General features: G+C 43.3%; 29 protein-coding genes. 3 read left to right on the top strand and 26 right to left on the bottom strand.

The features are described from left to right. Nucleotide 1: 1 nt before the first annotated feature. The 3 genes from FIV01_RS01570 to FIV01_RS01560 form a co-directional block, all read right to left on the bottom strand. Nucleotides 2-1,267 carry a paraquat-inducible protein A gene (locus FIV01_RS01570; protein WP_152431624.1) on the bottom strand — a complete coding sequence of 422 codons (1,266 nt, stop codon included), beginning with the start codon at nucleotides 1,265-1,267 and terminating at the stop codon, nucleotides 2-4. Nucleotides 1,268-1,373: 106 nt separating this feature from the next. After that, complete coding sequence (alr, locus tag FIV01_RS01565) at nucleotides 1,374-2,447, bottom strand: alanine racemase (protein ID WP_152431623.1); 1,074 nt, start codon at nucleotides 2,445-2,447, stop codon at nucleotides 1,374-1,376. A 12-nt stretch (nucleotides 2,448-2,459) separates the two neighbouring features. Further along, nucleotides 2,460-3,872 (bottom strand): replicative DNA helicase, encoded by a 1,413-nt coding sequence (locus tag FIV01_RS01560; RefSeq protein WP_152429429.1) that lies wholly within the window; start codon nucleotides 3,870-3,872, stop codon nucleotides 2,460-2,462. A gap of 172 nt (nucleotides 3,873-4,044) precedes the next feature. On the opposite strand from FIV01_RS01560, the gene FIV01_RS01555 reads away from it, so the two are divergent. Continuing rightward, the gene (locus tag FIV01_RS01555) at nucleotides 4,045-4,809 is read left to right on the top strand and encodes a DUF481 domain-containing protein (RefSeq protein ID WP_152429428.1); all 765 of its coding nucleotides are present in this window, start codon (nucleotides 4,045-4,047) and stop codon (nucleotides 4,807-4,809) included. Nucleotides 4,810-4,853: 44 nt separating this feature from the next. Here FIV01_RS01555 and rplI read toward each other — a convergent pair whose 3' ends face one another. From rplI to fkpA, 14 genes are all read right to left on the bottom strand, one after another. Further along, entirely contained in the window at nucleotides 4,854-5,306 is a 453-nt protein-coding gene (rplI, locus tag FIV01_RS01550) for a 50S ribosomal protein L9 (RefSeq protein ID WP_114787539.1), read from the bottom strand. Between the two features lie 33 nt (nucleotides 5,307-5,339). Then, entirely contained in the window at nucleotides 5,340-5,567 is a 228-nt protein-coding gene (gene rpsR, locus FIV01_RS01545; protein ID WP_000090472.1) for a 30S ribosomal protein S18, read from the bottom strand. 103 nt (nucleotides 5,568-5,670) lie between these two features. Further along, the gene (gene rpsF / locus FIV01_RS01540) at nucleotides 5,671-6,051 is read right to left on the bottom strand and encodes a 30S ribosomal protein S6 (protein WP_004747103.1); all 381 of its coding nucleotides are present in this window, start codon (nucleotides 6,049-6,051) and stop codon (nucleotides 5,671-5,673) included. Between the two features lie 201 nt (nucleotides 6,052-6,252). Next, nucleotides 6,253-6,729 (bottom strand): bacterioferritin, encoded by a 477-nt coding sequence (gene bfr, locus FIV01_RS01535; RefSeq protein WP_114787541.1) that lies wholly within the window; start codon nucleotides 6,727-6,729, stop codon nucleotides 6,253-6,255. A 75-nt stretch (nucleotides 6,730-6,804) separates the two neighbouring features. Continuing rightward, complete coding sequence (locus FIV01_RS01530) at nucleotides 6,805-6,993, bottom strand: (2Fe-2S)-binding protein (RefSeq protein ID WP_152429427.1); 189 nt, start codon at nucleotides 6,991-6,993, stop codon at nucleotides 6,805-6,807. A 333-nt stretch (nucleotides 6,994-7,326) separates the two neighbouring features. Beyond that, complete coding sequence (tuf, locus tag FIV01_RS01525) at nucleotides 7,327-8,511, bottom strand: elongation factor Tu (protein WP_152429398.1); 1,185 nt, start codon at nucleotides 8,509-8,511, stop codon at nucleotides 7,327-7,329. Nucleotides 8,512-8,666: 155 nt separating this feature from the next. After that, a complete protein-coding gene (fusA, locus tag FIV01_RS01520; protein ID WP_152429426.1) occupies nucleotides 8,667-10,766 on the bottom strand; it encodes an elongation factor G in 2,100 nt (699 codons plus the stop codon). Between the two features lie 160 nt (nucleotides 10,767-10,926). Further along, nucleotides 10,927-11,397, bottom strand: coding sequence for a 30S ribosomal protein S7 (gene rpsG, locus FIV01_RS01515; protein WP_114788003.1), 471 nt, complete (start codon nucleotides 11,395-11,397; stop codon nucleotides 10,927-10,929). Nucleotides 11,398-11,515: 118 nt separating this feature from the next. After that, on the bottom strand, nucleotides 11,516-11,890 hold the full coding sequence (gene rpsL, locus FIV01_RS01510) for a 30S ribosomal protein S12 (RefSeq protein WP_004399892.1): 375 nt from the start codon (nucleotides 11,888-11,890) through the stop codon (nucleotides 11,516-11,518). Between the two features lie 185 nt (nucleotides 11,891-12,075). Next, nucleotides 12,076-12,351, bottom strand: a complete 276-nt coding sequence (tusB, locus tag FIV01_RS01505; protein WP_152429425.1) for a sulfurtransferase complex subunit TusB — start codon at nucleotides 12,349-12,351, stop codon at nucleotides 12,076-12,078. Nucleotides 12,352-12,358: 7 nt separating this feature from the next. Then, nucleotides 12,359-12,715 carry a sulfurtransferase complex subunit TusC gene (gene tusC / locus FIV01_RS01500; protein WP_152429424.1) on the bottom strand — a complete coding sequence of 119 codons (357 nt, stop codon included), beginning with the start codon at nucleotides 12,713-12,715 and terminating at the stop codon, nucleotides 12,359-12,361. After that, nucleotides 12,712-13,107 (bottom strand): sulfurtransferase complex subunit TusD, encoded by a 396-nt coding sequence (gene tusD, locus FIV01_RS01495; RefSeq protein ID WP_152429423.1) that lies wholly within the window; start codon nucleotides 13,105-13,107, stop codon nucleotides 12,712-12,714. The genes tusC and tusD overlap by 4 nt, the downstream gene beginning before the upstream one ends. Then, a complete protein-coding gene (locus FIV01_RS01490; RefSeq protein ID WP_114787999.1) occupies nucleotides 13,104-13,826 on the bottom strand; it encodes a helix-turn-helix transcriptional regulator in 723 nt (240 codons plus the stop codon). Before FIV01_RS01490 ends, tusD begins: the two co-directional genes overlap by 4 nt. 165 nt (nucleotides 13,827-13,991) lie before the next feature. Then, nucleotides 13,992-14,780 (bottom strand): FKBP-type peptidyl-prolyl cis-trans isomerase, encoded by a 789-nt coding sequence (gene fkpA, locus FIV01_RS01485; protein WP_152429422.1) that lies wholly within the window; start codon nucleotides 14,778-14,780, stop codon nucleotides 13,992-13,994. 138 nt (nucleotides 14,781-14,918) lie between these two features. Here fkpA and FIV01_RS01480 point away from each other — a divergent pair, with 138 nt between their 5' ends. Next, nucleotides 14,919-15,899 carry a WD40 repeat domain-containing protein gene (locus tag FIV01_RS01480; protein ID WP_152429421.1) on the top strand — a complete coding sequence of 327 codons (981 nt, stop codon included), beginning with the start codon at nucleotides 14,919-14,921 and terminating at the stop codon, nucleotides 15,897-15,899. Between the two features lie 2 nt (nucleotides 15,900-15,901). Continuing rightward, on the top strand, nucleotides 15,902-16,129 hold the full coding sequence (locus tag FIV01_RS01475; RefSeq protein WP_152429420.1) for a SlyX family protein: 228 nt from the start codon (nucleotides 15,902-15,904) through the stop codon (nucleotides 16,127-16,129). Between the two features lie 3 nt (nucleotides 16,130-16,132). Here the strand turns inward: FIV01_RS01475 and FIV01_RS01470 are convergent, their stop codons facing one another. The 9 genes from FIV01_RS01470 to tsaE form a co-directional block, all read right to left on the bottom strand. After that, a complete protein-coding gene (locus FIV01_RS01470) occupies nucleotides 16,133-16,318 on the bottom strand; it encodes a DUF2065 domain-containing protein (RefSeq protein WP_152429419.1) in 186 nt (61 codons plus the stop codon). A 59-nt stretch (nucleotides 16,319-16,377) separates the two neighbouring features. Beyond that, entirely contained in the window at nucleotides 16,378-17,358 is a 981-nt protein-coding gene (hflC, locus tag FIV01_RS01465; RefSeq protein WP_152429418.1) for a protease modulator HflC, read from the bottom strand. Nucleotides 17,359-17,360: 2 nt separating this feature from the next. Beyond that, on the bottom strand, nucleotides 17,361-18,551 hold the full coding sequence (hflK, locus tag FIV01_RS01460; protein ID WP_114787993.1) for an FtsH protease activity modulator HflK: 1,191 nt from the start codon (nucleotides 18,549-18,551) through the stop codon (nucleotides 17,361-17,363). 45 nt (nucleotides 18,552-18,596) lie between these two features. Further along, nucleotides 18,597-19,886, bottom strand: a complete 1,290-nt coding sequence (gene hflX, locus FIV01_RS01455; protein WP_152429417.1) for a ribosome rescue GTPase HflX — start codon at nucleotides 19,884-19,886, stop codon at nucleotides 18,597-18,599. 41 nt (nucleotides 19,887-19,927) lie between these two features. Beyond that, nucleotides 19,928-20,194 (bottom strand): RNA chaperone Hfq, encoded by a 267-nt coding sequence (gene hfq, locus FIV01_RS01450; protein ID WP_114787991.1) that lies wholly within the window; start codon nucleotides 20,192-20,194, stop codon nucleotides 19,928-19,930. A 185-nt stretch (nucleotides 20,195-20,379) separates the two neighbouring features. Next, complete coding sequence (gene miaA / locus FIV01_RS01445) at nucleotides 20,380-21,327, bottom strand: tRNA (adenosine(37)-N6)-dimethylallyltransferase MiaA (protein WP_152429416.1); 948 nt, start codon at nucleotides 21,325-21,327, stop codon at nucleotides 20,380-20,382. Continuing rightward, on the bottom strand, nucleotides 21,324-23,312 hold the full coding sequence (gene mutL / locus FIV01_RS01440; RefSeq protein ID WP_152429415.1) for a DNA mismatch repair endonuclease MutL: 1,989 nt from the start codon (nucleotides 23,310-23,312) through the stop codon (nucleotides 21,324-21,326). Before mutL ends, miaA begins: the two co-directional genes overlap by 4 nt. An 8-nt stretch (nucleotides 23,313-23,320) precedes the next feature. Next, nucleotides 23,321-25,030, bottom strand: a complete 1,710-nt coding sequence (locus FIV01_RS01435) for a LysM peptidoglycan-binding domain-containing protein (protein WP_152429414.1) — start codon at nucleotides 25,028-25,030, stop codon at nucleotides 23,321-23,323. Then, on the bottom strand, nucleotides 25,027-25,488 hold the full coding sequence (tsaE, locus tag FIV01_RS01430) for a tRNA (adenosine(37)-N6)-threonylcarbamoyltransferase complex ATPase subunit type 1 TsaE (protein WP_152429413.1): 462 nt from the start codon (nucleotides 25,486-25,488) through the stop codon (nucleotides 25,027-25,029). Before tsaE ends, FIV01_RS01435 begins: the two co-directional genes overlap by 4 nt. Between the last annotated feature and the right edge of the window lie 193 nt (nucleotides 25,489-25,681).

Here is a 25,681-nt window from a genome sequence, read left to right as displayed (position 1 = left end):
ACTATTTTATTTTTGAATGCTCCAAATGCTGTCTATCTCTCCAAAGCAGCTTCGAATCAAATGCCATCGCAGACAACATGGTAAAGATAACAACAATCGCAAATGAGAATGCAGCTGGACCAGGGTAAATCGCCATTAATCCCTTTAACTGTACAAGAGCGACTAACACAGAGACAACAAATACATCGATCATTGACCATCGACCGATGAACTCTGTAACTCGATAAAGTTTCAACTTTCTGAGTGAGTCAAAGTGGCTGTTTTTTTTCCCGATAGAGAAAAGCAACCAAGACATGGCTATCATCTTAGCCAATGGTATCAAGACGCTTGCAACAAATATCACGATTGCAATAGGATAAGAACCATGTTCCCACAGTAGTATTACCCCCCCCAAAATAGTCGATGGCTCGCTAGCTCCCAGAAAAGACGTGTACATAATAGGATACATATTTGCAGGTATGTAAAAGACCATTGCCGTCAACAATAGAGCCGAAGATTTTTGTATCGTAATTAACGGCTCGACTAAACGCAAACGACTGGAACAGCGAATACACTGACTTTCAGAAACACGGTTTAACTGATGGCACATATGACAATCGACTACACCCTCTGATATATTTCTAAGTTCAATCTTAGGCTTAACCGTTGTAAGCTTATTAAGCTCAAATAATTGACTCCATAACCAATTTCGGTCTATCGATGAAATACTCTTTACCAGAAGTAGAGCATATAAGCAGAAAGCCCAAAAAGAAGATCCCATGCTAATATCAGCCAGTGCCGCTATTTTAATCAGACTTACTAATATCCCAATTAAAAAAACGTCTACCATAATCCAAGGCTTAATAAAGAAAATCAACCTAGCCAGAATATGAGCGGTTTTTAATCTATTTTTTCGCTGCCTGTATAGACCTTGTCCAAGCATCAACAAAAACAGCACTAAAACACAACTTAGATATAAAGCTGGGAGAATGATCACTGTTAGTAGTAGTACTACGGCTAGTGCAGCATTTTCATGAACCTTCAACATTGTGACAGCGTCAAGCAATGCTATTTCTTGTAAAACTCCTTGAGCACTGAATGACATAAAAGGAAAAGAGATACTCAGTACTAGCATTATCAATGTTGCAATTGAGAGAGATATGGTTGTTTGATAAGGACTTCTAGGATGCTCGCAGAGAAGATGGTTACAACGGGGACATCGAGCTTTAGTGCCCCCTCTCAATGGTGGTATTTCTACGATCAACCCGCATTCTTCACAGGATATCATCGTACTGCTGGTCTCATTCACCACTTCACATAGTCCATGTCAATTACATCTTACCTATACATAATAGAAATAATAGTTAACCACCAAAAGGCAAGCGAAGACTCACTTAAATATATTCCATTTCAACCCGTGAGGTGAGCTTAGTCACTAACTCATAAGCAATAGTACCGATGTGGTTAGCCACCTCTTCCACGGGCAGATCCCGTCCCCATAGAACGGCTTCATCACCGACCTTATCAACCGCATCTGGCCCTAAGTCAACAGTTAACATGTCCATAGACACCCGTCCGGCAACTGGTACTTTACGACCATTCACTAATACTGGGGTTCCGTTAGGCGCCATTCTTGGATAGCCATCACCATAACCTATTGCTATTACGCCAACTTTTGTATCCCTAGGTGAAGTCCATACGCCGCCGTATCCGACACTCTCTCCAGCCTTAACCTCTCGCACAGCAATCAAATGGGATTTTAGAGTCATCACAGGTAGGTAACTCATTTGTTCCGCCGTTTTATCCCCAAACGGTGACACGCCATACATAATGATGCCGGGGCGTATCCAGTCCAATTGACTTTCAGGCCAAGCCAAAACACCAGCCGAGGCAGCAAGAGAGCGCTCCCCTTCACAGCCCTGAGTTAAAGACATGAAAAGTTCTGTCTGCTCAGTCGTGGTTGGTTTGTTTAATTCATCAGCACAACCAAAGTGGCTCATATAGCGCAGCGGTTTGGCAACATTAGGACAGGCATTCAAGCGAGCAATAAACTCTTGGTATTGCTCTGGCCTAACACCGAGCCTGTGCATTCCACTGTCGATTTTGAGCCAGACTACAACAGGAGTATCAAGGGTTGTCGCTTCTAATGCATTAAGCTGCTCTTCACAGTGTACAACCGTTTGAATGTTATTAGTCACCAGCACGGCTAAATCACCTGCTGAATAAAAGCCTTCTAGAAGTAAGATTGCCTTTACAATACCACTAGCGCGCAGCTGCAGTGCTTCTTCAATTCTGGCCACACCAAAGGCATCAGCACCTTCGGCGTTGGTGGCAATATGTCGCAGGCCATGACCATATCCATTGGCTTTAACCACTGCCATGACCTTACTGTTGGGAGCTTGGGACTTGAGCTGGTTAAGATTGTGTTTTAATGCACCTAAATCGACACACGCAGTTGCGGCTTTCATATAACTCATAGGTTATTCATCATCCACATCAAATGCAGGACCTGCATAATTATCAAAACGAGACCATTGCCCCTGAAACGTCAGTCGAACTGAGCCTATCGGGCCGTTTCGCTGCTTACCTAAAATAATTTCTGCCGTCCCTTTCATCGGACTATCTGGGTTATAAACTTCATCTCGATAAATAAACATTATCAAATCAGCATCCTGCTCAATAGAACCTGATTCGCGCAAGTCAGAATTCACCGGGCGCTTATCTGCTCTTTGTTCCAGTGAACGGTTGAGCTGAGACAAAGCAACCACTGGGACATTTAGTTCTTTCGCTAAGGCTTTTAATGAGCGGGAAATTTCGGCAATCTCTAGTGTACGGTTTTCGGTAATAGATGGAACACGCATCAGCTGAAGGTAGTCGACCATGATCATCGACAAACCACCATTATCACGAGCAACTCGCCGAGCTCTTGAACGCAGTTCTGTTGGAGTGAGACCAGAGCTATCATCGATAAAGATGTTTTTCTTCTCCATTAATAATCCCATGGTAGAAGAAATACGAGCCCAATCTTCATCATCTAATTGGCCAGTACGTATCTTGGTTTGATCAACACGCGAAAGCGATGCGAGCATACGCATCATAAGCTGCTCTGATGGCATTTCTAAAGAAAAGATGAGCACAGGTTTATCCTGCGCCATCGCCGCGTTTTCACACAAGTTCATTGCAAAAGTCGTTTTCCCCATAGAAGGACGCGCAGCGACAATCACCAAATCAGAGCCTTGCAAACCTGCGGTTTTCTTATTTAGGTCTGTAAATCCTGTTGTCACACCAGTAACACCATCTTGGGGTGATTTATATAGGATTTCTATTCTTTCAAGCGTTTTTTCAAGAATATTATCGACATTTTGTGGACCATCGCTATCGCTGGCCCTTGATTCAGCGATAGCAAAAACTTTGCTTTCTGCCATATCCAACAAATCTTCGGAAGAGCGCCCCTGAGGGTCGTAACCGGCATCCGCAATTTCATTTGCAACACCGATCAAGTCTCGGGTCAAAGCACGCTCTGCAACAATGTCGGCGTAGGCATTAATATTCGCCGCGCTCGGTGTATTTTTCACCAAATCAGCAAGGTAAGCGAATCCGCCAACATCATCTAATTGCTCACGCTGCTCTAGGTACTCCGACAAAGTAATTAAATCGAGCGGCTTGCTTTCTTCAAGGATCGTTCTAGACGCCTCAAACATCAAGCGATGAGGGCGACTATAGAAATCTTTAGCAACAACACGCTCTGCCACAGTATCCCAACGCTCGTTATCAAGTAATAAGCCACCAATAACGGATTGTTCCGCTTCGATAGAATGAGGAGGCGCTTTGATTGCGTCTACTTGGGCGTCGGTTGGCTTTTTATTACGATTGTCTGTTTTAAAATCTGCCATGCTATTGCTCAACAACAAAATTGTGATCGCTCATTATAGCTAGAATGAACCTGATGTCTGTATTTAACAAGGGGTTTAAATCCATCTCATATAGAATTAACTTAGAACTGACTGAAATTATATAAAAACTCTCTACTATTCACCTAATACAATGATTAAAAAGAGGCATTGAGTGACAAGACTTGGGCTCATAACGACTAGCCTACTGCTCAGCTCAGTCGTCTATGCAGATGAATCAGAACAAAGCCAAAACAAGATTGACGTACCTTCACCTTGGAAGAGTGAAATAGAGTTTGGTTATCAATCACACACAGGAAACACTGACTCACGTTCGGTCAACTCAAGGTTAAGCGCTGAGTATCTATCAGGGCGTCACCGTACAACAGGAGAATGGAAATATTACCAGTTGTACAAAGATGGAGAAGAAGATAAAAGACAATCAACGTATTTAGCACAGAGTGACTACAAACTTGGTCCTAAGTCATACCTTTATGGTAACTTTCAAGGTGTTGATTCACGTTACAGCGCTTATTTTAAAGACTACACTCTCTCTAGTGGTTTAGGTTATCAGTTTTACAACACAGAAGCGTTTCTGCTTGAACTCGAGCTTGGACCAGGCTACCGCTATCAAGAGCCTAATACTGACGAAATTGATGATGATACATTGGCATTTGACGAACAGGTGGAGGAAGCTATCTTCCGTGGCCACATAAAAAGTAACTGGCATATCACCAAAAGCCTGAATTTATCAGCAGCCGTAACACTCGTAGCCGGTGATAGCAATGTGAGAACGGATACTGACCTTAACGCGACAAACAGCATAACAGAACATATAGCGTTAAAAGTGTCTTATTCTCGGCAGTATCATGATCGGGTACCCGAAGGTCTGCAAAACGCTGATAGCATCTTCTCAATCAATATTTTATTTTCTATATAAAAAAAGCACCTTCTAGAAGGTGCTTTTTATAGTTTGATACTGAATTACTCAGCAGCAACAACCTGAAGAGCAACTGTCGCGAACACTTCAGAGTGAAGTTGTACGCTGATTTCGAACTCACCAGTGTTACGTAGTGCACCTTCTGGAAGGCGAACTTCACTTTTCACTACTTCAACGCCAGCCGCAGTGATTGCGTCAGCGATGTCACGAGTACCGATAGAACCGAACAGTTTACCTTCGTCACCAGCTTTAGAAGCGATAACAACCGCCTCAAGAGCGTTAACTTTCTCAGCACGTGCTTGGGCAGCAGAAAGTTGCTCAGCAACTTTAGCTTCTAGCTCAGCACGACGTGCTTCAAACATTTCAACGTTAGCTTTAGTTGCCATTACTGCCTTAGCTTGAGGGATAAGGAAGTTACGAGCGTAACCAGATTTAACGTTTACAGTGTCACCAAGACCACCTAGGTTACCGATTTTATCAAGTAGAATAACTTGCATTGTTTAATCCTCTTTCTTAATAAAACGAACCGATTACTGATGCTTATCAGTGTACGGTAGTAGAGCTAGGTAGCGAGAACGCTTAATAGCGCGAGCTAGCTGACGCTGATATTTAGCACTAGTACCAGTGATACGGCTAGGTACGATTTTACCAGCTTCAGTGATGTAGTTTTTAAGAGTTGCTACGTCTTTGTAATCAATCTCTTGTACGCCTTCTGCAGTAAAACGGCAGAATTTACGACGACGGAAGAAACGAGCCATGGGCTATCTCCTGATCTTAAATTTGAGTAAAGTTATCTGCCTAGGTTAGGGTCAGAATAAATTCTTAGCTCTAACTAGACTGAGTACTAAATCTGAGTATCAATTACTCAGCAGCTGCTTCTGGCTTAGCTTCAGCACGCTCTTCGCGACGAGGAGCACGCTCTTCTTTCTGCTTAAGCATGATAGATTGCTCAGTGATAGCCGCTTTAGTACGCATGATCATGTTACGTAGAACTGCATCGTTGAAACGGAAAGCAGTTTCTAGTTCATCAATTACAGCTTGGTCAGCTTCAACGTTCATAAGAACGTAGTGAGCTTTGTGAAGCTTGTTGATTGGGTAAGCCAGTTGACGACGACCCCAGTCTTCTAGACGGTGAATAGTACCGCCAGCTTCAGTGATTGAACCAGTGTAACGCTCGATCATGCCAGCAACTTGCTCGCTTTGATCTGGGTGCACCATGAATACGATTTCGTAATGACGCATTGGTTGCTCCTTACGGATTATTCAGCTTCCACAAATGGCTCAGTCATCCAGAGGAAGCAAGGAACTAAAGATAATTGACTGAGATTAAGGAGCACGAATAGTACAGAAACAAAGCTATTTAAGCAAGGAAAATAATAAAGCAGCCAACCATCAAAAGATGATCATTTAGGCTGCTTTTAACACTAGGATGGAGTTGTGGAGTTACTCTTCGTCAACATACTGAGCTTGAAGGTAATTTTGTATACCTGTCATTTCAATCAGGCCCAGTTGTGTTTCTAACCAATCAACGTGTTCTTCTTCATCTTCTAGGATTTCTTGAAATAAGTCGCGCGATACATAATCATGGCTGTCTTCAGCATACGCTATGGCAGACTTGAGATCCGGAATAGCCATCATCTCGAGCTTAAGATCGCATTCAAGCATCTCTTTGGTGTCTTCACCAATCATTAGTTTGCCAAGGTCTTGTAAGTTAGGGATGCCTTCCAGAAAAAGGATTCGCTCTATCAAATGATCCGCATGTTTCATTTCATCAATGGATTCATGATATTCCTTGTCTGCTAAATGTTTTAGCCCCCAATCCTTGTACATTCGTGCGTGGAGAAAGTATTGGTTTATCGCAACCAATTCATTACCGAGAATTTTATTGAGATGTTGAATGATGATGGGATCGCCTTTCATGACATACAGCCTCCTGTTGGTCCAATTTAAACTGTAGAACCAATTCAAGGGGTGTCAAAGACAGTAAAACTATCCTTAGCTAGCTTCTGAGTATTCTATCGCTCCAGTTTCGGTTAGAATTTCTTTGGCCATTTTTACGCATTTGCCACACTGGCTACCAAGTGCGGTGCATTTCTTTATCTGCTTTATATCTGTTAACCCTTCCTCCAAAACCAATTGTTTGATTTTCTTGTCTGATACACCATGACATAGACAAACATACATAATAAAAACCATAAAACAAACACAAACGATAATTACTATTATTACCAATAATGTAGAAAATACGCTAAGAATGATTTGTTATATAAAAACAGCAAGAACTGATGGCAAGAATACTTACTATCGCATCAAGGAGGCTGTTTAATTCTGGCTGAAATCTAGCTGTTTGAATTATAGGAATAATAAAAACTAAGGAGACACACTAGAGAAGAAAGTAAAACGATTTTTTTTATAACCAAATAATGAAAAAGAGAAGCTTAAGCTTCTCTTTTTCTCGATGCCTGCTTTCTTCATGCTAAAAGAAAACAATGCAAGATTTCGTTAAATTCTTGAGAATTAATCGAAGATCTTAGCAACAACACCAGCACCTACTGTACGGCCACCTTCACGGATCGCGAAACGTAGACCTTCGTCCATTGCGATTGGTGCGATTAGCTCTACAGTCATCTTGATGTTATCGCCTGGCATTACCATTTCTACGCCTTCTGGTAGCTCGATGTTACCAGTTACGTCAGTTGTACGGAAGTAGAACTGTGGACGGTAGCCTTTGAAGAATGGTGTGTGACGACCACCTTCATCTTTAGACAGTACGTAGACTTCTGACTCAAACTTAGTGTGTGGAGTGATTGAACCTGGAGCCGCTAGTACTTGACCACGCTCTACTTCATCACGCTTAGTACCACGTAGTAGGGCACCAACGTTCTCACCCGCACGACCTTCGTCTAGAAGCTTACGGAACATTTCAACACCTGTACAAGTCGTTGAAGTCGTCTCTTTGATACCTACGATAGCAACTTCGTCACCTACGTTTAGGATACCACGCTCGATACGACCTGTTACTACTGTACCACGGCCTTGGATTGAGAATACGTCTTCAATCGGCATTAGGAACGGCATGTCTACTGCACGCTCTGGCTCTGGAATGTAAGAATCTAGCGCTTCTGCTAGTTCTACAATCTTAGCTTCCCATTGCTCTTCACCGTTTAGTGCACCTAGAGCTGAACCTTGGATTACTGGTAGATCATCACCTGGGAAGTCGTACTCAGATAGAAGTTCACGAACTTCCATTTCTACTAGTTCTAGTAGCTCTTCATCGTCAACCATGTCACATTTGTTCATGAATACGATGATGTATGGGATACCAACCTGACGGCCTAGTAGGATGTGCTCACGAGTCTGTGGCATTGGGCCATCTGTCGCAGCAACAACTAGGATACCACCATCCATCTGTGCAGCACCTGTGATCATGTTCTTAACATAATCCGCGTGTCCTGGACAGTCTACGTGTGCGTAGTGACGAGTTGGAGTGTCGTACTCTACGTGAGATGTTGCGATTGTGATACCGCGCTCACGCTCTTCTGGAGCGTTATCGATTGATGCGAAGTCTTTCGCTTCACCGCCGTACACTTTAGATAGAGTAGTACAGATTGCAGCAGTTAGAGTTGTTTTACCGTGGTCAACGTGGCCGATAGTACCAACGTTTACGTGCGGTTTAGTACGTTCAAATTTTTCTTTAGACACGATCGTGTTCCTTCCTAGTTATGATTCGCCGCGAACGTTATTGATCACGACGCGCCAGAATTTGCTATTTTATGCGCCAACGTCCGTCAGCGCAATATTTGGACGTATTGATCTTCAAAAAAGTCTTGCTATTTTTAAAGGTTAATACGTTTTTATTAGTAACCACGCTCTGCAATGATTGCTTGGGCAAAGTTTTTCGGCACTTCTGCGTACTCATTGAACTCCATCGAGTAAGATGCTCGACCTTGAGTTGCAGAACGCAAGTCTGTTGCGTAGCCAAACATTTCAGACAGAGGTACTTGAGCGCGAATGATCTTAATGCCCGCCACGCCTTCGTCCATACCCTCAATCATGCCGCGGCGACGGTTTAAGTCACCAACAACATCACCCATCCAATCTTCAGGAGTAGTTACTTCGACATTCATCATTGGCTCTAGAAGTACAGGTTGAGCTTCTAATGACCCCTTCTTAAATGCCATTGAGCCGGCGATCTTAAACGCCATCTCGTTAGAGTCAACATCATGGTAAGAACCATCAAACAGGGTTGCTTTTATGTCTAGCACTGGGTAACCAGCCAGAACACCACTGTTCATTTGTTCTTCGATACCTTTCGCTACCGAACTGATGTATTCCTTAGGAACCACACCACCCACAATTTCGTCAACAAAGACAAAACCTTCGCCAGGTTCAGATGGCTCCAGTTTGATCCATACGTGACCATACTGACCACGACCACCAGATTGACGTACAAATTTACCTTCCACTTCCGCACTACCACGGATAGTTTCTCGATAAGCCACCTGGGGTTTACCAACATTACAGTCAACGCTGAATTCACGTTTCATACGGTCAACAATGATATCAAGATGAAGTTCACCCATCCCAGAGATCAGTGTTTGACCTGTTTCATCGTCCGTTTCAACTCTGAAAGATGGATCTTCTGCAGCAAGCTTACCAAGTGCGATACCCATTTTTTCTTGGTCAGCAACAGAGCGCGGCTCGACCGCAATTTGAATAACCGGATCGGGGAACTCCATACGTTCCAAAATCACCTTATGGTTTTGATCACATAAGGTATCACCCGTTGTCACATCTTTCAGACCAATCGCCGCAGCAATATCACCAGCACGAACTTCTTTGATCTCATCACGCTTATTAGAATGCATTTGTACAATTCGGCCAAAACGCTCTTTCTTTTGCTTAACCGAGTTGTATACCGCATCACCAGAGTTAACCACTCCTGAGTAAACACGCATGAAAGTTAACGTACCGACAAATGGGTCCGTTGCGATTTTAAACGCTAGTGCTGCAAAAGGTTCGTTGTCGTCTGCATGACGCTCAACTTCGTTGTCTTTTTCATCAACACCTTTGATAGCTGGTACGTCAATTGGAGACGGTAGGTATTCAATAACCGCATCCAATACCGCCTGTACACCTTTGTTTTTAAATGCGCTGCCACATGTAGCCAGAACAATTTCATTGTTAAGTGTACGTGTACGTAATGCCTGCTTTATCTCAGCTTCAGACAACTCACCTTCTTCAAGGTATTTATCCATTAACTCTTCACTTGCTTCTGCTGCTGACTCAACAAGATTGTTGCGCCACTCTTCGGCAAGTTCAGCCATATCTGCGGGAACGTCTTCATAGGTGAAGGTAGTGCCTTGATCTTCGGCATTCCAATTGATCATTTTCATTTTAATCAGATCAATGACGCCCTTGAAATCATCTTCCGCCCCAACGTTGAGTTGAATTGGTACAGGGTTAGCACCAAGACGGTTTTTAATTTGATCGACAACACGCAGAAAATCAGCACCCGCACGATCCATCTTATTAACGAAAACCATACGAGGAACATGATACTTATCAGCCTGACGCCATACAGTCTCTGACTGAGGTTCTACACCTGATGAACCACAAAATACAACAACAGCACCATCAAGCACACGTAAAGAACGCTCAACTTCGATAGTAAAATCAACGTGTCCAGGAGTATCTATGATATTGATACGGTGATCTTGGAATTGAGCTTCCATACCACGCCAAAAAGTGGTGGTTGCTGCAGAGGTAATTGTGATACCACGCTCTTGTTCTTGTTCCATCCAGTCCATGGTGGCAGCACCATCGTGAACTTCACCAATTTTGTGAGATAGGCCAGTATAGAAAAGAATACGTTCACTTGTAGTGGTTTTACCCGCATCTACGTGGGCAACGATGCCAATATTTCGGTAGCGCTCAATAGGTGTTTTACGAGCCACGGTTGAATCCTCTTGAATTAGGGACTATTGCTATTGCTAGTTTCGCCTTACTTAAATGACACTATGTCAGGTTTCAGCGCCCTAGATATAGCAATAGTTCCTAAGCTTACGCATAGGAACTAGAGTAGTACCGCGAGGAGTCTCGCGGCACTGAAAGGTATTACCAGCGGTAATGAGCAAACGCTTTGTTCGCTTCTGCCATACGGTGAACGTCTTCACGTTTCTTAACAGCAGTACCTTTGTTGTCTGCAGCATCTAGCATTTCAGCAGCTAGGCGAGCAGCCATAGATTTTTCACCACGCTTACGCGCAGCTTCAACTACCCAACGCATAGCAAGTGCATTACGACGAACAGGACGCACTTCTACAGGAACTTGGTAAGTTGAACCACCCACACGGCGAGATTTAACCTCTACCGCTGGACGAACATTTTCAAGAGCTTCTTCAAATACAGCTAAGTGATCTTTACCAGATTTCTCAGCCATAGTGTCTAGTGCAGTGTAAACAATTTTCTCTGCAGTAGATTTTTTACCGTCAACCATAAGGATGTTAACGAATTTTGCCAGCAGTTCTGATTTGAACTTAGGATCTGGAAGGATCTTACGCTGACCAATGACGCGACGACGTGGCATGGTATTTCTCCGTTGTCTTATTCTTCAGGTTATCCAAAACTTTTCAGTTTCTTCAAAAATTAATAATGAATTTTTGGTGTTTGGCCTTACTTAACGCTTCTTTATAACAAGAAGGGCATTAAGACTTAGGACGCTTCACACCGTACTTAGAACGACCTTGCTTACGGTCATTAACGCCTGCACAGTCAAGTGCACCACGTACAGTGTGGTAACGCACACCAGGAAGGTCTTTAACACGACCACCACGGATTAGAACAACCGAGTGCTCCTGAAGGTTGTGACCTTCACCACCGATGTACGAAGTTACTTCGAAACCGTTTGTCAAACGTACACGACAAACTTTACGAAGTGCTGAGTTAGGTTTTTTAGGTGTAGTAGTGTAAACACGAGTACATACACCACGTTTTTGTGGGCACGCTTCTAGTGCTGGCACGTTGCTTTTAACAACTTGCTTTGCACGAGGCTTACGTACCAACTGGTTAATAGTTGCCATTAACTAGCTCCTGAATTACTTGAAAGTAAGCTTTGTGAAAAATCTATCCCCAATCATCAAAGACAATTAGGGACGCAAAATTCTATTCAGCAGTGAGATGTGTGTCAAGAAATATACGAATCTTTTTTATCCAACTCGGATGAATCTTGATAACGCTTGGTTGATAACAAAAGGAAGAAGTGAGTTTAGTTCCAAGTCAGGGAAGTAAAAGATTCGGCAGTAAGTGTCACAAAGCCATCATAATCAACAACATGTACTGATGGACTGACTCGGTTAACCATACCTCTCGCCTCTAGATCACTTTGAAGTACAAAGGTATTCACATTTTTTAGTATCGGGAAAATTTTATGTAAAGGGTTTACCGCATACACAGCATCTTGAATGAGCAGCAAAACGTCGTTATCTGCGTACACTTTTCTTACTTCTTCCAATGCTGTTATTGATTTAACAATATGTAACATAACAATCCTAAAATGAGAGAAGTTTGTCTGAAGACTGGATCTGCAATTTAATACCTTCTGCATCTAACCTTTGAGCATCGATCACAAGATCGGCCTGTTGCACGCCTCGTTCTGCCAAAGAATCACGACAAACAAACACTTGCTCAATATCGTAAAGCTCGAACAACTGAAACATAGGGGCATAGTCTTTGCTGAGTATATTTTGGGTTTGCTGACTAGCTAGCAATTGGTACACACCATCACCAATAAATATCACTCGAATATTTTCACAATAAGCAGAAGCGGCCAAAAGGGCATCCACCCCTTCACGCCCAGACGCACAGCCATGTGGAGCGGTCCTGAATAAGTAGGTCAACGAACTCAAAACTGCACCACTCTATCTTGGGTCAACATCGCCTCAGCTAAACTTCCAAGCCCTGCTTGTTCAAAACCTTGCGCAAGATTATTTTGCATAAGATTGTGCTGATTTGCTTCATCTTGACTGACCACACCACGACGCAATGCTGCAGCCACACAAGTTTCCAAACGTATATTATGTTTTTGAGCTAATACTTGCCACGCCTTAACGAGGTCAAACTCATCGTTTGCGGGTACAGTCAGTGAACAGCCATTGGTTACACCATTTTGGTAGAAAAACACACTCACTAATTGGTGTCCCTGATTGATCAAACTCACAGCAAATTGGTACGCAGTACGTGGGGATTGGTCTCCATACACTGAGCCATTGACTACTAGGGTATAGGTTAAAGGGTTCAACTCTCTTCATCCTCTGTTTTGCGCTGGCGGATATAAAGATAAACCGTGTGTTTAGAAATATTCAACCTATCAGCCACCCGATTAATCGCATCTTTGATATCGAAAATACCTTTAGCGTATAATTCCATGACAATTTGACGATTCTTGGTATTGTTTGATACTGATTTATCAGCATTAATTTCTTCGATGGTGCGTTCAACCGTTTTATCGACCAATTCTTCAACATCGCTGGCAAAGTTCACCGAAGATGCCGCTTGTTTAGCTTCTTCTGATGGCATGAAAGATTGCAACACTTGGGAGAAAGGTGCATCTAGGTTGACGTTAACGCATAGCAAGCCTATCACCCGGTTTTCTCCATTACGGATGGCAACGGTGATCGATTTCATTAAGACACCACCTTTAGCACGAGTGAAATAAGAACGAGAAAAGTTTCGTTCGGATCCTTCAATATCACGTAGCATCTTTAATGCAAGATCAGTAATCGGCGATCCTACCTGACGTCCTGTATTTTCACCATTAGCAATTTTGATTGCCGAGGTATTAAGATCTTCCAAGGAATGAAGCACGATTTCACAAAATGGGCCAATTAAACTGGCAATCCCATCCACTACGGCCTCATAAGATCTAAGAATAATTTTATCATGCTCACTAAATGGCATCACATTAACCGATTCCATTTCAAGTAACATATCCATATTAACTGTTTCTGTCGTTGTCACTTTTTAAGCCTTCGAGCGAAAAATCAACAAATTGGTGTAAGTTTATCAGAAAATTTGAATAGAATACCTAGCTACACCGTCAGCTAGTGATTTAGAACAAAGTATTTATCAGACAAAAAACAAAAGGCCTGACAAAATCAGGCCTTTATTTTGTGAAAGCTGAGGTTACTGAACCGCTTGCTCTGCTTCTTCAGCGTTATCGATTTTTAACAGCTCAACTTCAAATACCAAGGTGGAGTTTGCAGGAATACTTGGCGTATCTTGCTCTCCATAAGCTAGCTCTGGTGGGATAACAAATTTGTACTTAGAACCTACAGGCATGAGCTGCACACCTTCTGTCCAACCAGAAATCACACGATTAAGTGGGAAAGTTGCAGGCTCACCGCGATCATAAGAGCTGTCAAATTGTGTGCCGTCGATAAGAGTGCCCTTGTAGTGCACTTGCACTGTGTCAGTATCTTTAGGTTGCTCACCCTTAGCTGGCGTCACAACTTGATAAAGAAGACCTGATTCAGTTTTCTTAACGCCTTCTTGCTTAGCAAATTCTGCTCGGAAGTCGTCACCTGCTTTCTTAGCTTCAGCTGCTTTTTCCGCTGACTGCTTTTGCATGGTTTCAGCAACGCGCTTATCTAGAGCTTCAAGAGCAGTACGAGTTTCTTCCTCGTTGAGTTCTGGCTTACCTTCGAATACATGCTCGATGCCCTTAAGAACTAGCTCTTTATCCAAATTGATACCGATCTCATTCGGCTTATCTAGGCTGGTGTTCAGATAATTCGCAAAAGATACACCAATTGCATATGCTGCTTTTTCGTCGTCTGTTTTAAACTCAACCGTCTTTACGACTGCTTGATCGGCTGCAGGTGCCGCATCTGCTTTTGTTTCATCGTCTTTTTGACAGCCAACCGCTAACATTACTGTTGCTGCAAGCAACGACACCTTAAAAATAGATTTCATTTAATTCTCCAATTAATGGCTAACCATTTGTCTTTGTGCACAAATCTGCAATTTTGACTGGTGCATGCAAGTATGTTGTACCACTATAACCAATATGCGTTTAAATTAAACGTTAACTGAAGCGGATCTTTGTAGTTAATGCGAATTATTTTTCACACTCTGTTACTTGCGTTTGTCATCTCTACGTTAAATGGTTGCTTTTTCTCCACTCAAGATGATCAACGATGGGTCATTGAGCCTCTCGGCACCACAAGCTTTGCTTTGAGTCGAGATGCACGATTCGCATTATTGTACTCTAAAGAGCATCAACTGGTCTTGTGGGATCTGAACCAAAATAAAGAGCTTGCCTCATTAGGAGAACAAGATCCTCAGGCAAGTACTGTTTCGCGAATACGTATCTCAGATAACGGACGATTCGCAGTTACAGCAACACAAATAAACTTTGCGGTGTGGGATCTTGCCTGGACACAAGCACAGGGATTATGGTCCATCTCCGACGGTTTAATTCGCGATATCGACATTGCCAGTAATGGCGAACAAGTATTACTTGGTCTATCCAACGGCAAAGCCATCTACGTCAACTTAGTCACCGGAAGACGGTTAGAGTTCCTTGCGCATAATGAAAAAGTTAATTCGGTCGCTTTATCACCGAATGGACGATACGCGCTATCTGGCGGTAATGACTATACCGCTTATTTATGGGACACGCGCAACGGCCAGATTATCAGAAGCTTTAAACACGAACAGCGGATCAATCGAGTCACATTACAAAGAGATGGCCTATTTGCTTTTACCTCGGATGGGGGAAACCAAGCCATCATTTGGGATTTAAAAACGGGTAAGCAAGTGTCCAAACTTCGTAGCTTTTCTCGTCAACTCATTTTCTCTACCGCTCGTTTTTCAGATGATGGTCAATACCTTGTGACAGGCACTCCTTCAAGTCGGATAATGGTTTGGAGTACTCAGTCAGGAAAAAGAGTTGATGGATTTGAGGCAGAGCCACTAAAAGATACTCGCCCTCCGCGTGCGGTAGTGTATGATGCAGCCTTTGATGATAAGAATAGAGTGGTGTCAGGCTCATCAGCTGGGATCGCTCAGGCTTGGAAGGTAGACTTTTAGTCATGACAGAAAAACACATACAAGAATTAGAAAATCGCATCAACGATCTCGAATGTCAGCTTGCTTTTCAGGAACAAACTGTCGAGTCACTCAATGAAGCATTGAGCCAACAGCAATTGTTGATCTCAAAAATGCAAGATCAGATGAAGTACGTAGTCGGAAAGGTCAAGAATATAGATTCATCAAACCTAGCTGATCCTGCGCAAGAAACGCCACCTCCCCATTACTAGTTGTTAGTGAAACACGTAAGCGATCACTATACCTGCAACCACTAAACACCCTCCGATCCTACGCAACTGGTTATCTTGTTGCTCACTGAGTTGACGGACCATATTACGCCAACCGTTAGGAGCAACCAAAGGCCCTAAGCCTTCAACAATCAATACTAATCCGATTGCCAACCACAAAGAACTAGACATAGTTTTCTCTCAAAAAAGAAAGGCTCCCGCTAAGGAGCCTTTAAAAATTTATCCTAGTATTACTTGGCAGCAATACCAGACGCTTTATTCATATACTGGAAGAACTCACTGTTTGGATCCAAGACTAGGATATCACTCTTGTCACTGAAAGATTCTTCATAAGCACGTAAAGATCGCACAAAGCTAAAGAACTCTGGGTCTTTATTATATGCCTCAGCATAGATTTTCGCTGCCTGAGCATCCGCTCCACCTCGAGTGACTCGAGCCGTTTTATCTGCTTCTGCCAGTATGGTGGCTACTTCCAGTTCTGCTTGAGCGCGAATAACCTCTGCTTGCTCACGTCCTTGAGAACGGAATTGACGAGCCACTGACTCACGCTCAGCACGCATACGATTATAAATCGACTGGTTGATACTATCCGGAAGGTTTATTTTCTTCATCCGGAAATCCACTATGTGGATACCCAAGTCTTCCATCGCATCTTTACGTGTTCCATTAAGCACATTCTTCATAATGATGTCGCGCTCACCGTCGACTTCAAGCGCTTCTTTCGCCGCTTCAGTGGTCACTTCTTCGCTATCTGCGCTATCTGGCAGAATATCGTTATTTCTTGGACCTGAAACAATTTGCTTGATTTCACGAGCACCAATTTCAGAACGAAGTACATCAGTCACTTTACGGCCTAGTAGTGTTTGCGCTGTGCCAGCATTACCGCCACCAGTTGCAAGATAGTACTGTCCAAAATCTTCAATACGCCACTTAACATATGAGTCTATCAGTACGTCTTTTTTCTCAGAAGTAACAAAACGATCTGAGCGGCCATCCATAGTTTGGATTTTCGCATCTAGCGTTTTTACTTTGTCGAACAAAGGCATCTTAAAGTGAAGACCGGGCTCGTAAATACGCGCAATTTCATTATTGTCTTTCAGTACACGTCCGAAACGAATCACGATACCGCGTTCGCCTTCAGGAATCACAAATAACGACATAAGCATCAGCACTAAGCCAACAACTAATACTGGGATCATTAATTTACGCATGATTAATATCTCCCCTGACGTGACGTAGAACGAGATGACGAATCAGTATTCTGACTGTTCAATTGCGGCTCCAATTCAATTTGGTCATAGGTTGACGTTTCTTTTATCGAACGACTTTTCGCCTTAGTTTGACCTTCTCTGAGCTTATCGATTGGCAGATACAAAAGGTTGCCACTCGATTCAGAATCGATAAGAACTTTCGATGTATTGGCGTAGACCTTTTCCATTGTGTCTAGATAGAGGCGGTTACGCGTGACATCAGGAGAGGCTTGGTATTCTGGCAATAGTTTCTCAAACTGAGCAACTTGACCCAATGCACCATTAACCACTCGCTCGCTATAACCTTGCGCTTCTTTAAGTAGACGCTCGGCGCGACCTTTTGCTTTAGGGATAATGTCATTCTGATAGGCTTCAGCTTCACGCTTAAATCGCTGAGCATCCTCACGAGACGCGGTCGCATCATCAAATGCATCTTTAACTTCTTCAGGTGGACGCGCATCTTCAAAGTTCACCGCAACCACTTCAATACCCATATCGTAACTGTCAACAATATTTTCTAAAGTGACTTGCGTATTCTGCCTGATTGATAGTCGTCCACTAGTTAGAATACTGTCCATCAGTGAATCACCTATTACAGCACGTAGTGCTGAGTCAGTCGCTTGACGTAAGCTATCATCAGCGTTTGTCACACGAAATAGGTATTTGTATGGATCAGCCACTCGATATTGAATATCCATAGCCACCGTCACAACGTTCTCATCTTTGGTCAGCATCAGACCTGAAGAACGCAAAGAACGTATTGCTTGAACATTGACTGGGGTCACTTCGTCGATAAAACGAGGGCGCCAGTTGAGGCCTGGATCAACCACACGGTCGTATTTTCCTAGGCGTAACACAACACCACGCTCTGCTTCACCAATGGTATAGAAACCAGCAAAGACCCAAATAGCGATAGCGATAATAGCGATAACACCAAAACCAAGTGCTCCGCCTCCGCCACCGATAGAGGCCCCATTGCCACCTTTTCCACCACCAAACTTTCCACCCAGTTTCTGACTCAGTTTATTAAAGACTTCGTCTAAGTCTGGCGGTCCTTGATCACGGCCACCTTTGTTACCACGATTATTGTTGCCCCAAGGGTCATTATCGCGGCCATTGTTGCCGTTATTATTACCAGGCTCATTCCACGCCATTAGAAAGCTCCATCATTTGATATGACGTTATACTGTAGCAGTCATTTAAGTAACTATAAAGTCACGAAAAACTGCCCCTTCTCTTTTTTCGAGTCTAGACCAGTCAACCTGTTGCATCCTAACATCGATCAACAAATTGCCGTCCTGATCATAGTCTTCTTGTTGAATACACTTCATTTGAAAGAATGTACTGCGTATCCGACCTTGATGTTGAGGTGGGATGCGCAAATGATATTGAACCATCTGACTGGCTAACCTTTCAGTCAAAGCGTCAAACAATAGTTCAATACCCACACCTTCCATAGCCGAAACCCACACGGCTCGCGGCACACCATCTTCGTCTCGTTCAATGCGAGGAGACTGGGATTCAAGGTTATCAATTTTATTCATGACTAGAAGAGCTGGCACTTCATGAGCATCAATTTCTTCTAGGACTTCGTGAACAGCGCCAATATTCTCACGAAAACGCTCATCACTGGCATCCACAACATGTAACAAAATGTCAGCTTCTTGCGTTTCTTGCAGTGTCGCCTTAAACGCAGCAACCAAATCATGGGGTAAATGCCTAATAAAACCAACCGTATCCGCTAAAATGGCAGGTCCTACATCAGCAAGGTCGATTTTCCTCAACGTAGGGTCGAGTGTGGCAAACAACTGATCTGCAGCGTATACACCAGCCTGAGTGATACGGTTAAACATGGTCGACTTACCAGCATTGGTATAGCCTACCAGAGAAATTGTCGGAATTTGCGCTCGACTTCGAGCCCGCCGACCTTGCTCTCTCTGTTTCGCGACTTTTTCCAAACGGCGCAAAATAGCTTTGATACGATCACGCAATAAACGTCGGTCTGTCTCTAACTGAGTCTCACCAGGCCCACGTAAACCAATCCCCCCCTTTTGTCTCTCAAGGTGGGTCCAACCGCGTATTAAACGAGTTGAGATATGACGGAGTTGAGCAAGCTCTACTTGCAATTTACCCTCATGGGTTCTAGCTCTCTGAGCGAAAATATCTAAGATAAGCCCCGTTCGATCAAGCACTCGACACTTACATAAAGATTCCAGATTTCGTTCTTGGGCTGGCGACAGAGCATGGTTAAAAATAACAATATCTGCTCCCGACAATCGCACAATCTGGGCAATTTCTTGAGCTTTGCCCTCACCGACATAATATTTGGGGTGTGGTGACTGACGACTCCCAGTTACAACCTGTAAGCTAGAAACCCCAGCAGAAGATACCAGCATTTCAAACTCACTGAGATCTTCCCACTCCCCTTCTTGCGTGAAGTTGATATGAACAAGTACGGCTCGCTCACCGGCTTCGTAACGGTCAAACAAGCAATCAACTCCTTAAAATATAATTAACTAAGTTCAGAGGACTAATCTTCTGACTTTTCTGATTGGCGCTCACCACCTTGAGGACGTTCACCACTATGGTGGCTAACTGGACGAGCCGGAACGACTGTCGAAATCGCATGCTTATAAACCATTTGATTTACGGTGTTTTTCAGCAATATCACAAACTGGTCGAAAGACTCAATCTGACCTTGTAGTTTAATTCCGTTTACTAGGTAGATTGATACTGGAATACGTTCACGACGTAATGCATTTAAGAATGGGTCTTGAAGAGATTGCCCCTTAGCCATTTTATTTTCCTTATTTTGTAATTTTGTTCTAGTTATTTAGCTAGTGGTGCGCGAAAACTAGGTGCGCCTTTGCATCTGAGCTAAACGAATAAAAAACACCCTGACGTTACTTGTTATGATGGCTTTAAGGCCAAATTTCAAGTAACTGATCTTTTACAAGGTGCATTCACGCAAAAGCGATCACATTATACACAACTAAAACCATCAGATACTATCGTATTTGATACAGTTTCAAATGCTTGTTCTATGTTTTCGCTATCTAACCAAGTTAAATTATCCCAGCTGCGTAACCAGGTAATCTGCCGCTTGGCCAACTGGCGGGTAGCACAAATACCTTTGAAGATCGCTTCAACAAGCGTGCTATTCCCATCCAAATATTCCCACATCTGCCGATAGCCCACACAACGTATAGATGGAAGATCGGGATGCAGATCCTGTCGAGCATATAACGCCTTCACTTCCTGCTCGAATCCGGCCTTCATCATTTGATCAAATCTCAACTCAATACGGCGGTGAAGTTCGGATCTTTCCTTAGGCGCTATCGCAAACTGTCTTACACGATACGGAAGACTATCGCCTTTTGTTTGCGTAAGTTCAGTTAAGGTTTTACCGGAAATTCTATACACTTCCAATGCCCGAGACAATCTTTGAGGATCATTTGGGTGTATGCGCTCTGCTGCGACGGGATCAATTTGCTTTAATTGATCATGCAGAACATCCCAACCATGCGTCAATGCTTCTTGTTCTATTTGCTGGCGTATTTCGACATTTGCAGCTGGCAGTGGTGATAAGCCTTCCAATAGAGCTTTGTAGTACAGCATTGTCCCTCCAACAAGAAGCGGGATCTTTCCTTGCTGGGAGATAATACGCATTTCATTTAGTGCATCATGGCGAAAGTCTGCAGCAGAATAAGCTTCTGTTGGCTCTAAGATATCAATGAGGCGATGCGGAGCCTTCAACAATTCATCACTGCTCGGCTTCGCGGTGCCGATATCCATACCCTTATAAATAAGCGCTGAATCAACCGATATAATCTCAACAGGAAACTGCTTACGTAAACGAATCGCTAAATCCGTTTTGCCCGATGCGGTCGGCCCCATTAGAAACAGAGCCAGTGGTAATTCTTTTGTCATAACTTCATCGCTGCAATGGTTGAAGAAAAATCAACAGGACAAACAAACTTACGGTCATCGAGAGGCAACTTGTTTTGCCACAGTTGTTCAATCTCTGCAACGATATTAATCGCTTCCGACAAAGTGTAGTCACTTTTGGGAGATACAACTCGATTTGTCAACCAAGTAGACAACTGTGGCAAATATGAGTTTTGTTCAATCTCTGACAGTTTAGCGGCGTAAGATAACAGATCTGGTAGCAGTTGTTGTAAGTTTTGTTGTCGCAGAGGTTGAGGCACACCCATGACCATAAGCGAATCAGCACCGCGTGGCTTGATATCAATACCAAGTTTTATTAGTAGGTTTCTATGATGATCAGCGGCCTGCATCTGAATCGGACTCAGACTTAACGAGAGTGGAACAAGTAATGGCTGAGATTTCAGGTTTTCATTACCCACACGCAACTGACCTAGAATGCGTATACGCTGCGCTTGAGTAAGAGAAACTACTCTCGCCCCTTGCTTATCTGCCATCAGAACATATTGACCATGAACCACACAAATTACCTTGCCCAGCGCCTCTATCGTTTCTCCAGCCGCATTAAGAGAGGTATCACTCATCGGGCATATTTCTGCATCAGACTCAGCCGTTAGACAGGTATTGACATCAGCCGTTTGGAGTAGTTCAGTATAAGCTTCAACTTGCTGCTTGCTGGGAGAATGCTCACCATATCGCTCCTTGGCTGGTGATTTATCTTTTTTACCATAGTCACTACCAAGCCAATCTTTAGTTTGGCGAGTTTCTTGAATCTGGCCTGCGTGATTATTAGATGTAGGCTGATTGCCATAATCAACTCGACCCGGATAAGCAGGAACTCTCTCAACTGCCTCATATACAGATTCACAAACCATGGCAGAATCGTTCTGTTGCATATTTGCCTGATGCACTGGTGTGACCGATTCTTGTTTATGAAAAGCAGATTGATTGATTGTTGGCTTATCTATGCAAGCACTCTGCGCTAAAGCATCAGTGAGCGCCTGATAAATAAAGTCATGAACGAGGCGTGCCTGGTGAAAACGAACCTCATGTTTGGCTGGATGCACATTGACATCGACTTGAGAAGGCTCCACATCGATAAACAATACATAAGTGGCAAACTGGTCGGGACGCAAACTATTTTCATAACTTTGACGAATTGCGTGATTAATTAATTTGTCACGCATCATACGACCATTTACATAACAGTATTGAAGGTCACCTTGCTGCTTGGCACCTTCTGGAGTCGTTATCCAGCCGTACAACTTCAATCCATTATGTTCTAGCTCAATATTAAGCATATTGCGTACAAAAGCACTACCACAAACCGCTGCGATACGCCTTTCTTCTTGTACTTTTGTTTGAGCAGAACGATATTGCTTAACAAGTTTACCGTTATGTTTAAGGTTAATCGTCACCTCAAATCGGCTCAAAGCAATACGCTTGATAAGCTCATCAATATGAGTAAATTCTGTTTTTTCTGTACGAAGAAATTTGCGTCGGGCTGGGGTATTGAAGAATAAATCCAACACTTCAACTGTTGTACCAATAGGATGACCTGTAGGTTGGAGCCTAACTTGCATATCCCTTCCCTCACTATACGCAGACCAAGCCTGCTCCTGAGTGACTGGGCGGGATGTTAAGGTGAGACGTGATACAGAACTAATACTAGCCAATGCTTCACCGCGAAAACCCAAGCTCATGATTGCCTCGAGATCATCAAGAGAATCAATTTTTGATGTGGCATGGCGACTCAGAGCCAAACCCAGCTCCTCTTTTGCTATACCTTTGCCGTTATCCCGCACACGAATAAGCTTTGCCCCACCCTTTTCGATATCAACATCGATCCGGGTAGCACCAGAATCCAAGCTATTTTCCACTAGCTCTTTGACGACAGATGCAGGCCTTTCTACCACTTCCCCTGCTGCAATTTGGTTTGCCAGACGAGCAGGCAAGATTTTGATAGTCATACTCGTTACTACTTGTTGGGAATAATCAATACTTGGCCGACAGCAAGCTGATCAGAACGCAAATTATTTGCTTGTCGAAGCGTACTGACACCAACACCATACTGACGAGCTATTTTACCAAGAAACTCTCCACGCTTGACTTTATGCTTCTTTAAAGGCTGATCTTTCATACTAACGGTAATACGTAGCTTTTGACCCAATCTCAACGTATCTGAATTAAGGTTATTTTCTCGTTTAATATCGGTAACAGAAACTTTATACCGCGATGCAATCTTACCGAGATATTCTCCCTTAGCCACTTTATGAGTAATGGTTTTCGTTTCTATTGGATTAGTTAATCTGGGGACTGGCACTGAGCCTTTTGCCGCCGGAATAGTCAAAACTTGTCCAATTGCCAAGCTCGAGCTTTTAAGTTTGTTGGTTTGCATAATAGCTCGAGTGGTTGAGCCATATTTTTTAGCGATAACAGAAAGTGATTCACCTCGCTGCACTTTGTGTTTGATAGACTTATCTCGATTGGCAAATAAGGTTCCCTCTGGTGGACTCGCTTCAAAATACTGCACAATGGCTTTCGCTAAAGCTCTTGCCAGTTTGTTTTGGTGACTACGCTGAAATAGCAACCTTTCCTCTGTCGGATTAGAAATAAAGCCTGTTTCGACGAGCACAGAAGGTATATCTGGTGACTTCAACACAGCTAAGCTGGCATTAACAGGGTTCTTTTTGTGTAACTTAATGCCTTCTCTTCCCATTTGTTGCAAGATTTGGGTAGCAACCTTATACCCTTCTTTCTGGGAGTGGCTGAACTGCAAATCTAACAAGGTCTGGCTGATATTTTTATCGCTATTATTTTTAGCCAGCACTTCTCCTGCTCCGCCTAATAACTGAGACTGCTCTTCGTGGTTTTCCACCCAACGGGCGATTTCTGAGTTAGCACGACGAGTATTAAGCACAAATACAGAACCACCACGTGGTTGAGGAGAGCTGAACGCATCAGCATGCACAGAAACTAACAAATGTGCTTTATTAGTCCGAGCAATTTCAGAACGCTTATTCAGGTTAACAAAGTAGTCTCCATGTCGAGTCAAAACCGCTTTCATTCCAGGTACAGCGTTGATCTGATCCGCAATTTTCTTGGAAATTGCTAGGGTCGCGTGCTTTTCATACTTTCGAGAAGGGCCTATTGAGCCTGGATCTTCACCGCCATGACCAGCATCAATCGCCACTATAATATCAGCCGTTCCCAACAACTGTGAGGCGTCGCGACTAACTCGTGGCACACTAGATTTGGAAGTATTGGGCACAGAAGATGATCGAGTATGAGGCATATCAATGACCAATCTATGTCCATACTGTCCACCGGGAGTCGGTGCGAGCTTGAACAACTGAGGATCAACACGACTTTTTAACTCAAGCACTAATCGGTAGGTGCCCTTTTCTGGCGGAGAACTTCGCCGAATTTTCTTTAGAACAGGACTATCTGAAACATTAATGGGTAATTGAGTGCTTAGGCTCGTTTGTTTGAGGTCAACCACCAGCCTTCGCGGACTCGTGAGTGAAAAGTAGCTATATTCAGCTTCTGAGGCGAGATCAATAACCACTCGTGTTTCATCTGGGGATGGCCAAACACGTATCCCCTGCAAAGCATTTGCCCAAGCAGAGATAGGCAAGACCAAAAGCCAAAAAGCGTAAGCAAACTTTGAAAATCTATTCAATGTCATAAATCTAACTGTTCAATTAATTGAGAACCATAAACACTGTTGGCGATCACATTTACCCTTCTCTGCTCACCGGAGTAACTGAGTTCAATATCCAAATCAGCACATGGAAGTAACCCTTCACCTTTTTCGGGCCACTCGACAAGACAGATGGCATCTGAGGTAAAATAATCACGAATACCCATAAACTCTAATTCTTCAGGATCCGCTAAGCGATAAAGATCAAGATGATAAACCTGCCATTGTCCTAATTCATAGGGCTCAACTAGGGTATAAGTCGGGCTTTTCACATTACCTTTATGACCAAGAGCGCACACAAAACCTCGACTAAAGGTGGTTTTACCTGCCCCTAAATCCCCATGTAAATAAATGGTAGTTTGCTTGGTACATAGATTTGCCATTAATGCCCCCAGAGCAATGGTGGCATGTTCATCTTTGAGGGCAAACTGTTTCGTGGTCATGAAGGTCAATCTCTACTTGGTGACGGTATAAAAATAAAAGACTAAGAATAGTAAACTGGGTTGGAATTGTCAGACAAGGTCTATTGTGTAAGTAAAAAACAAATTCCTGTTATTTTGGCATGAATTATCTATTTTGACTGCTAGATTCAATAAAAAAGATCCGATAAGATCCGCCTCCCGTTTCACAGAGCTA

The sequence above is a fragment of the Vibrio aquimaris genome (assembly GCF_009363415.1).
In the GTDB taxonomy this organism is placed as follows: Bacteria; Pseudomonadota; Gammaproteobacteria; order Enterobacterales; family Vibrionaceae; genus Vibrio; species Vibrio aquimaris.
This window is presented reverse-complemented; position numbering and strand designations above follow the sequence as displayed.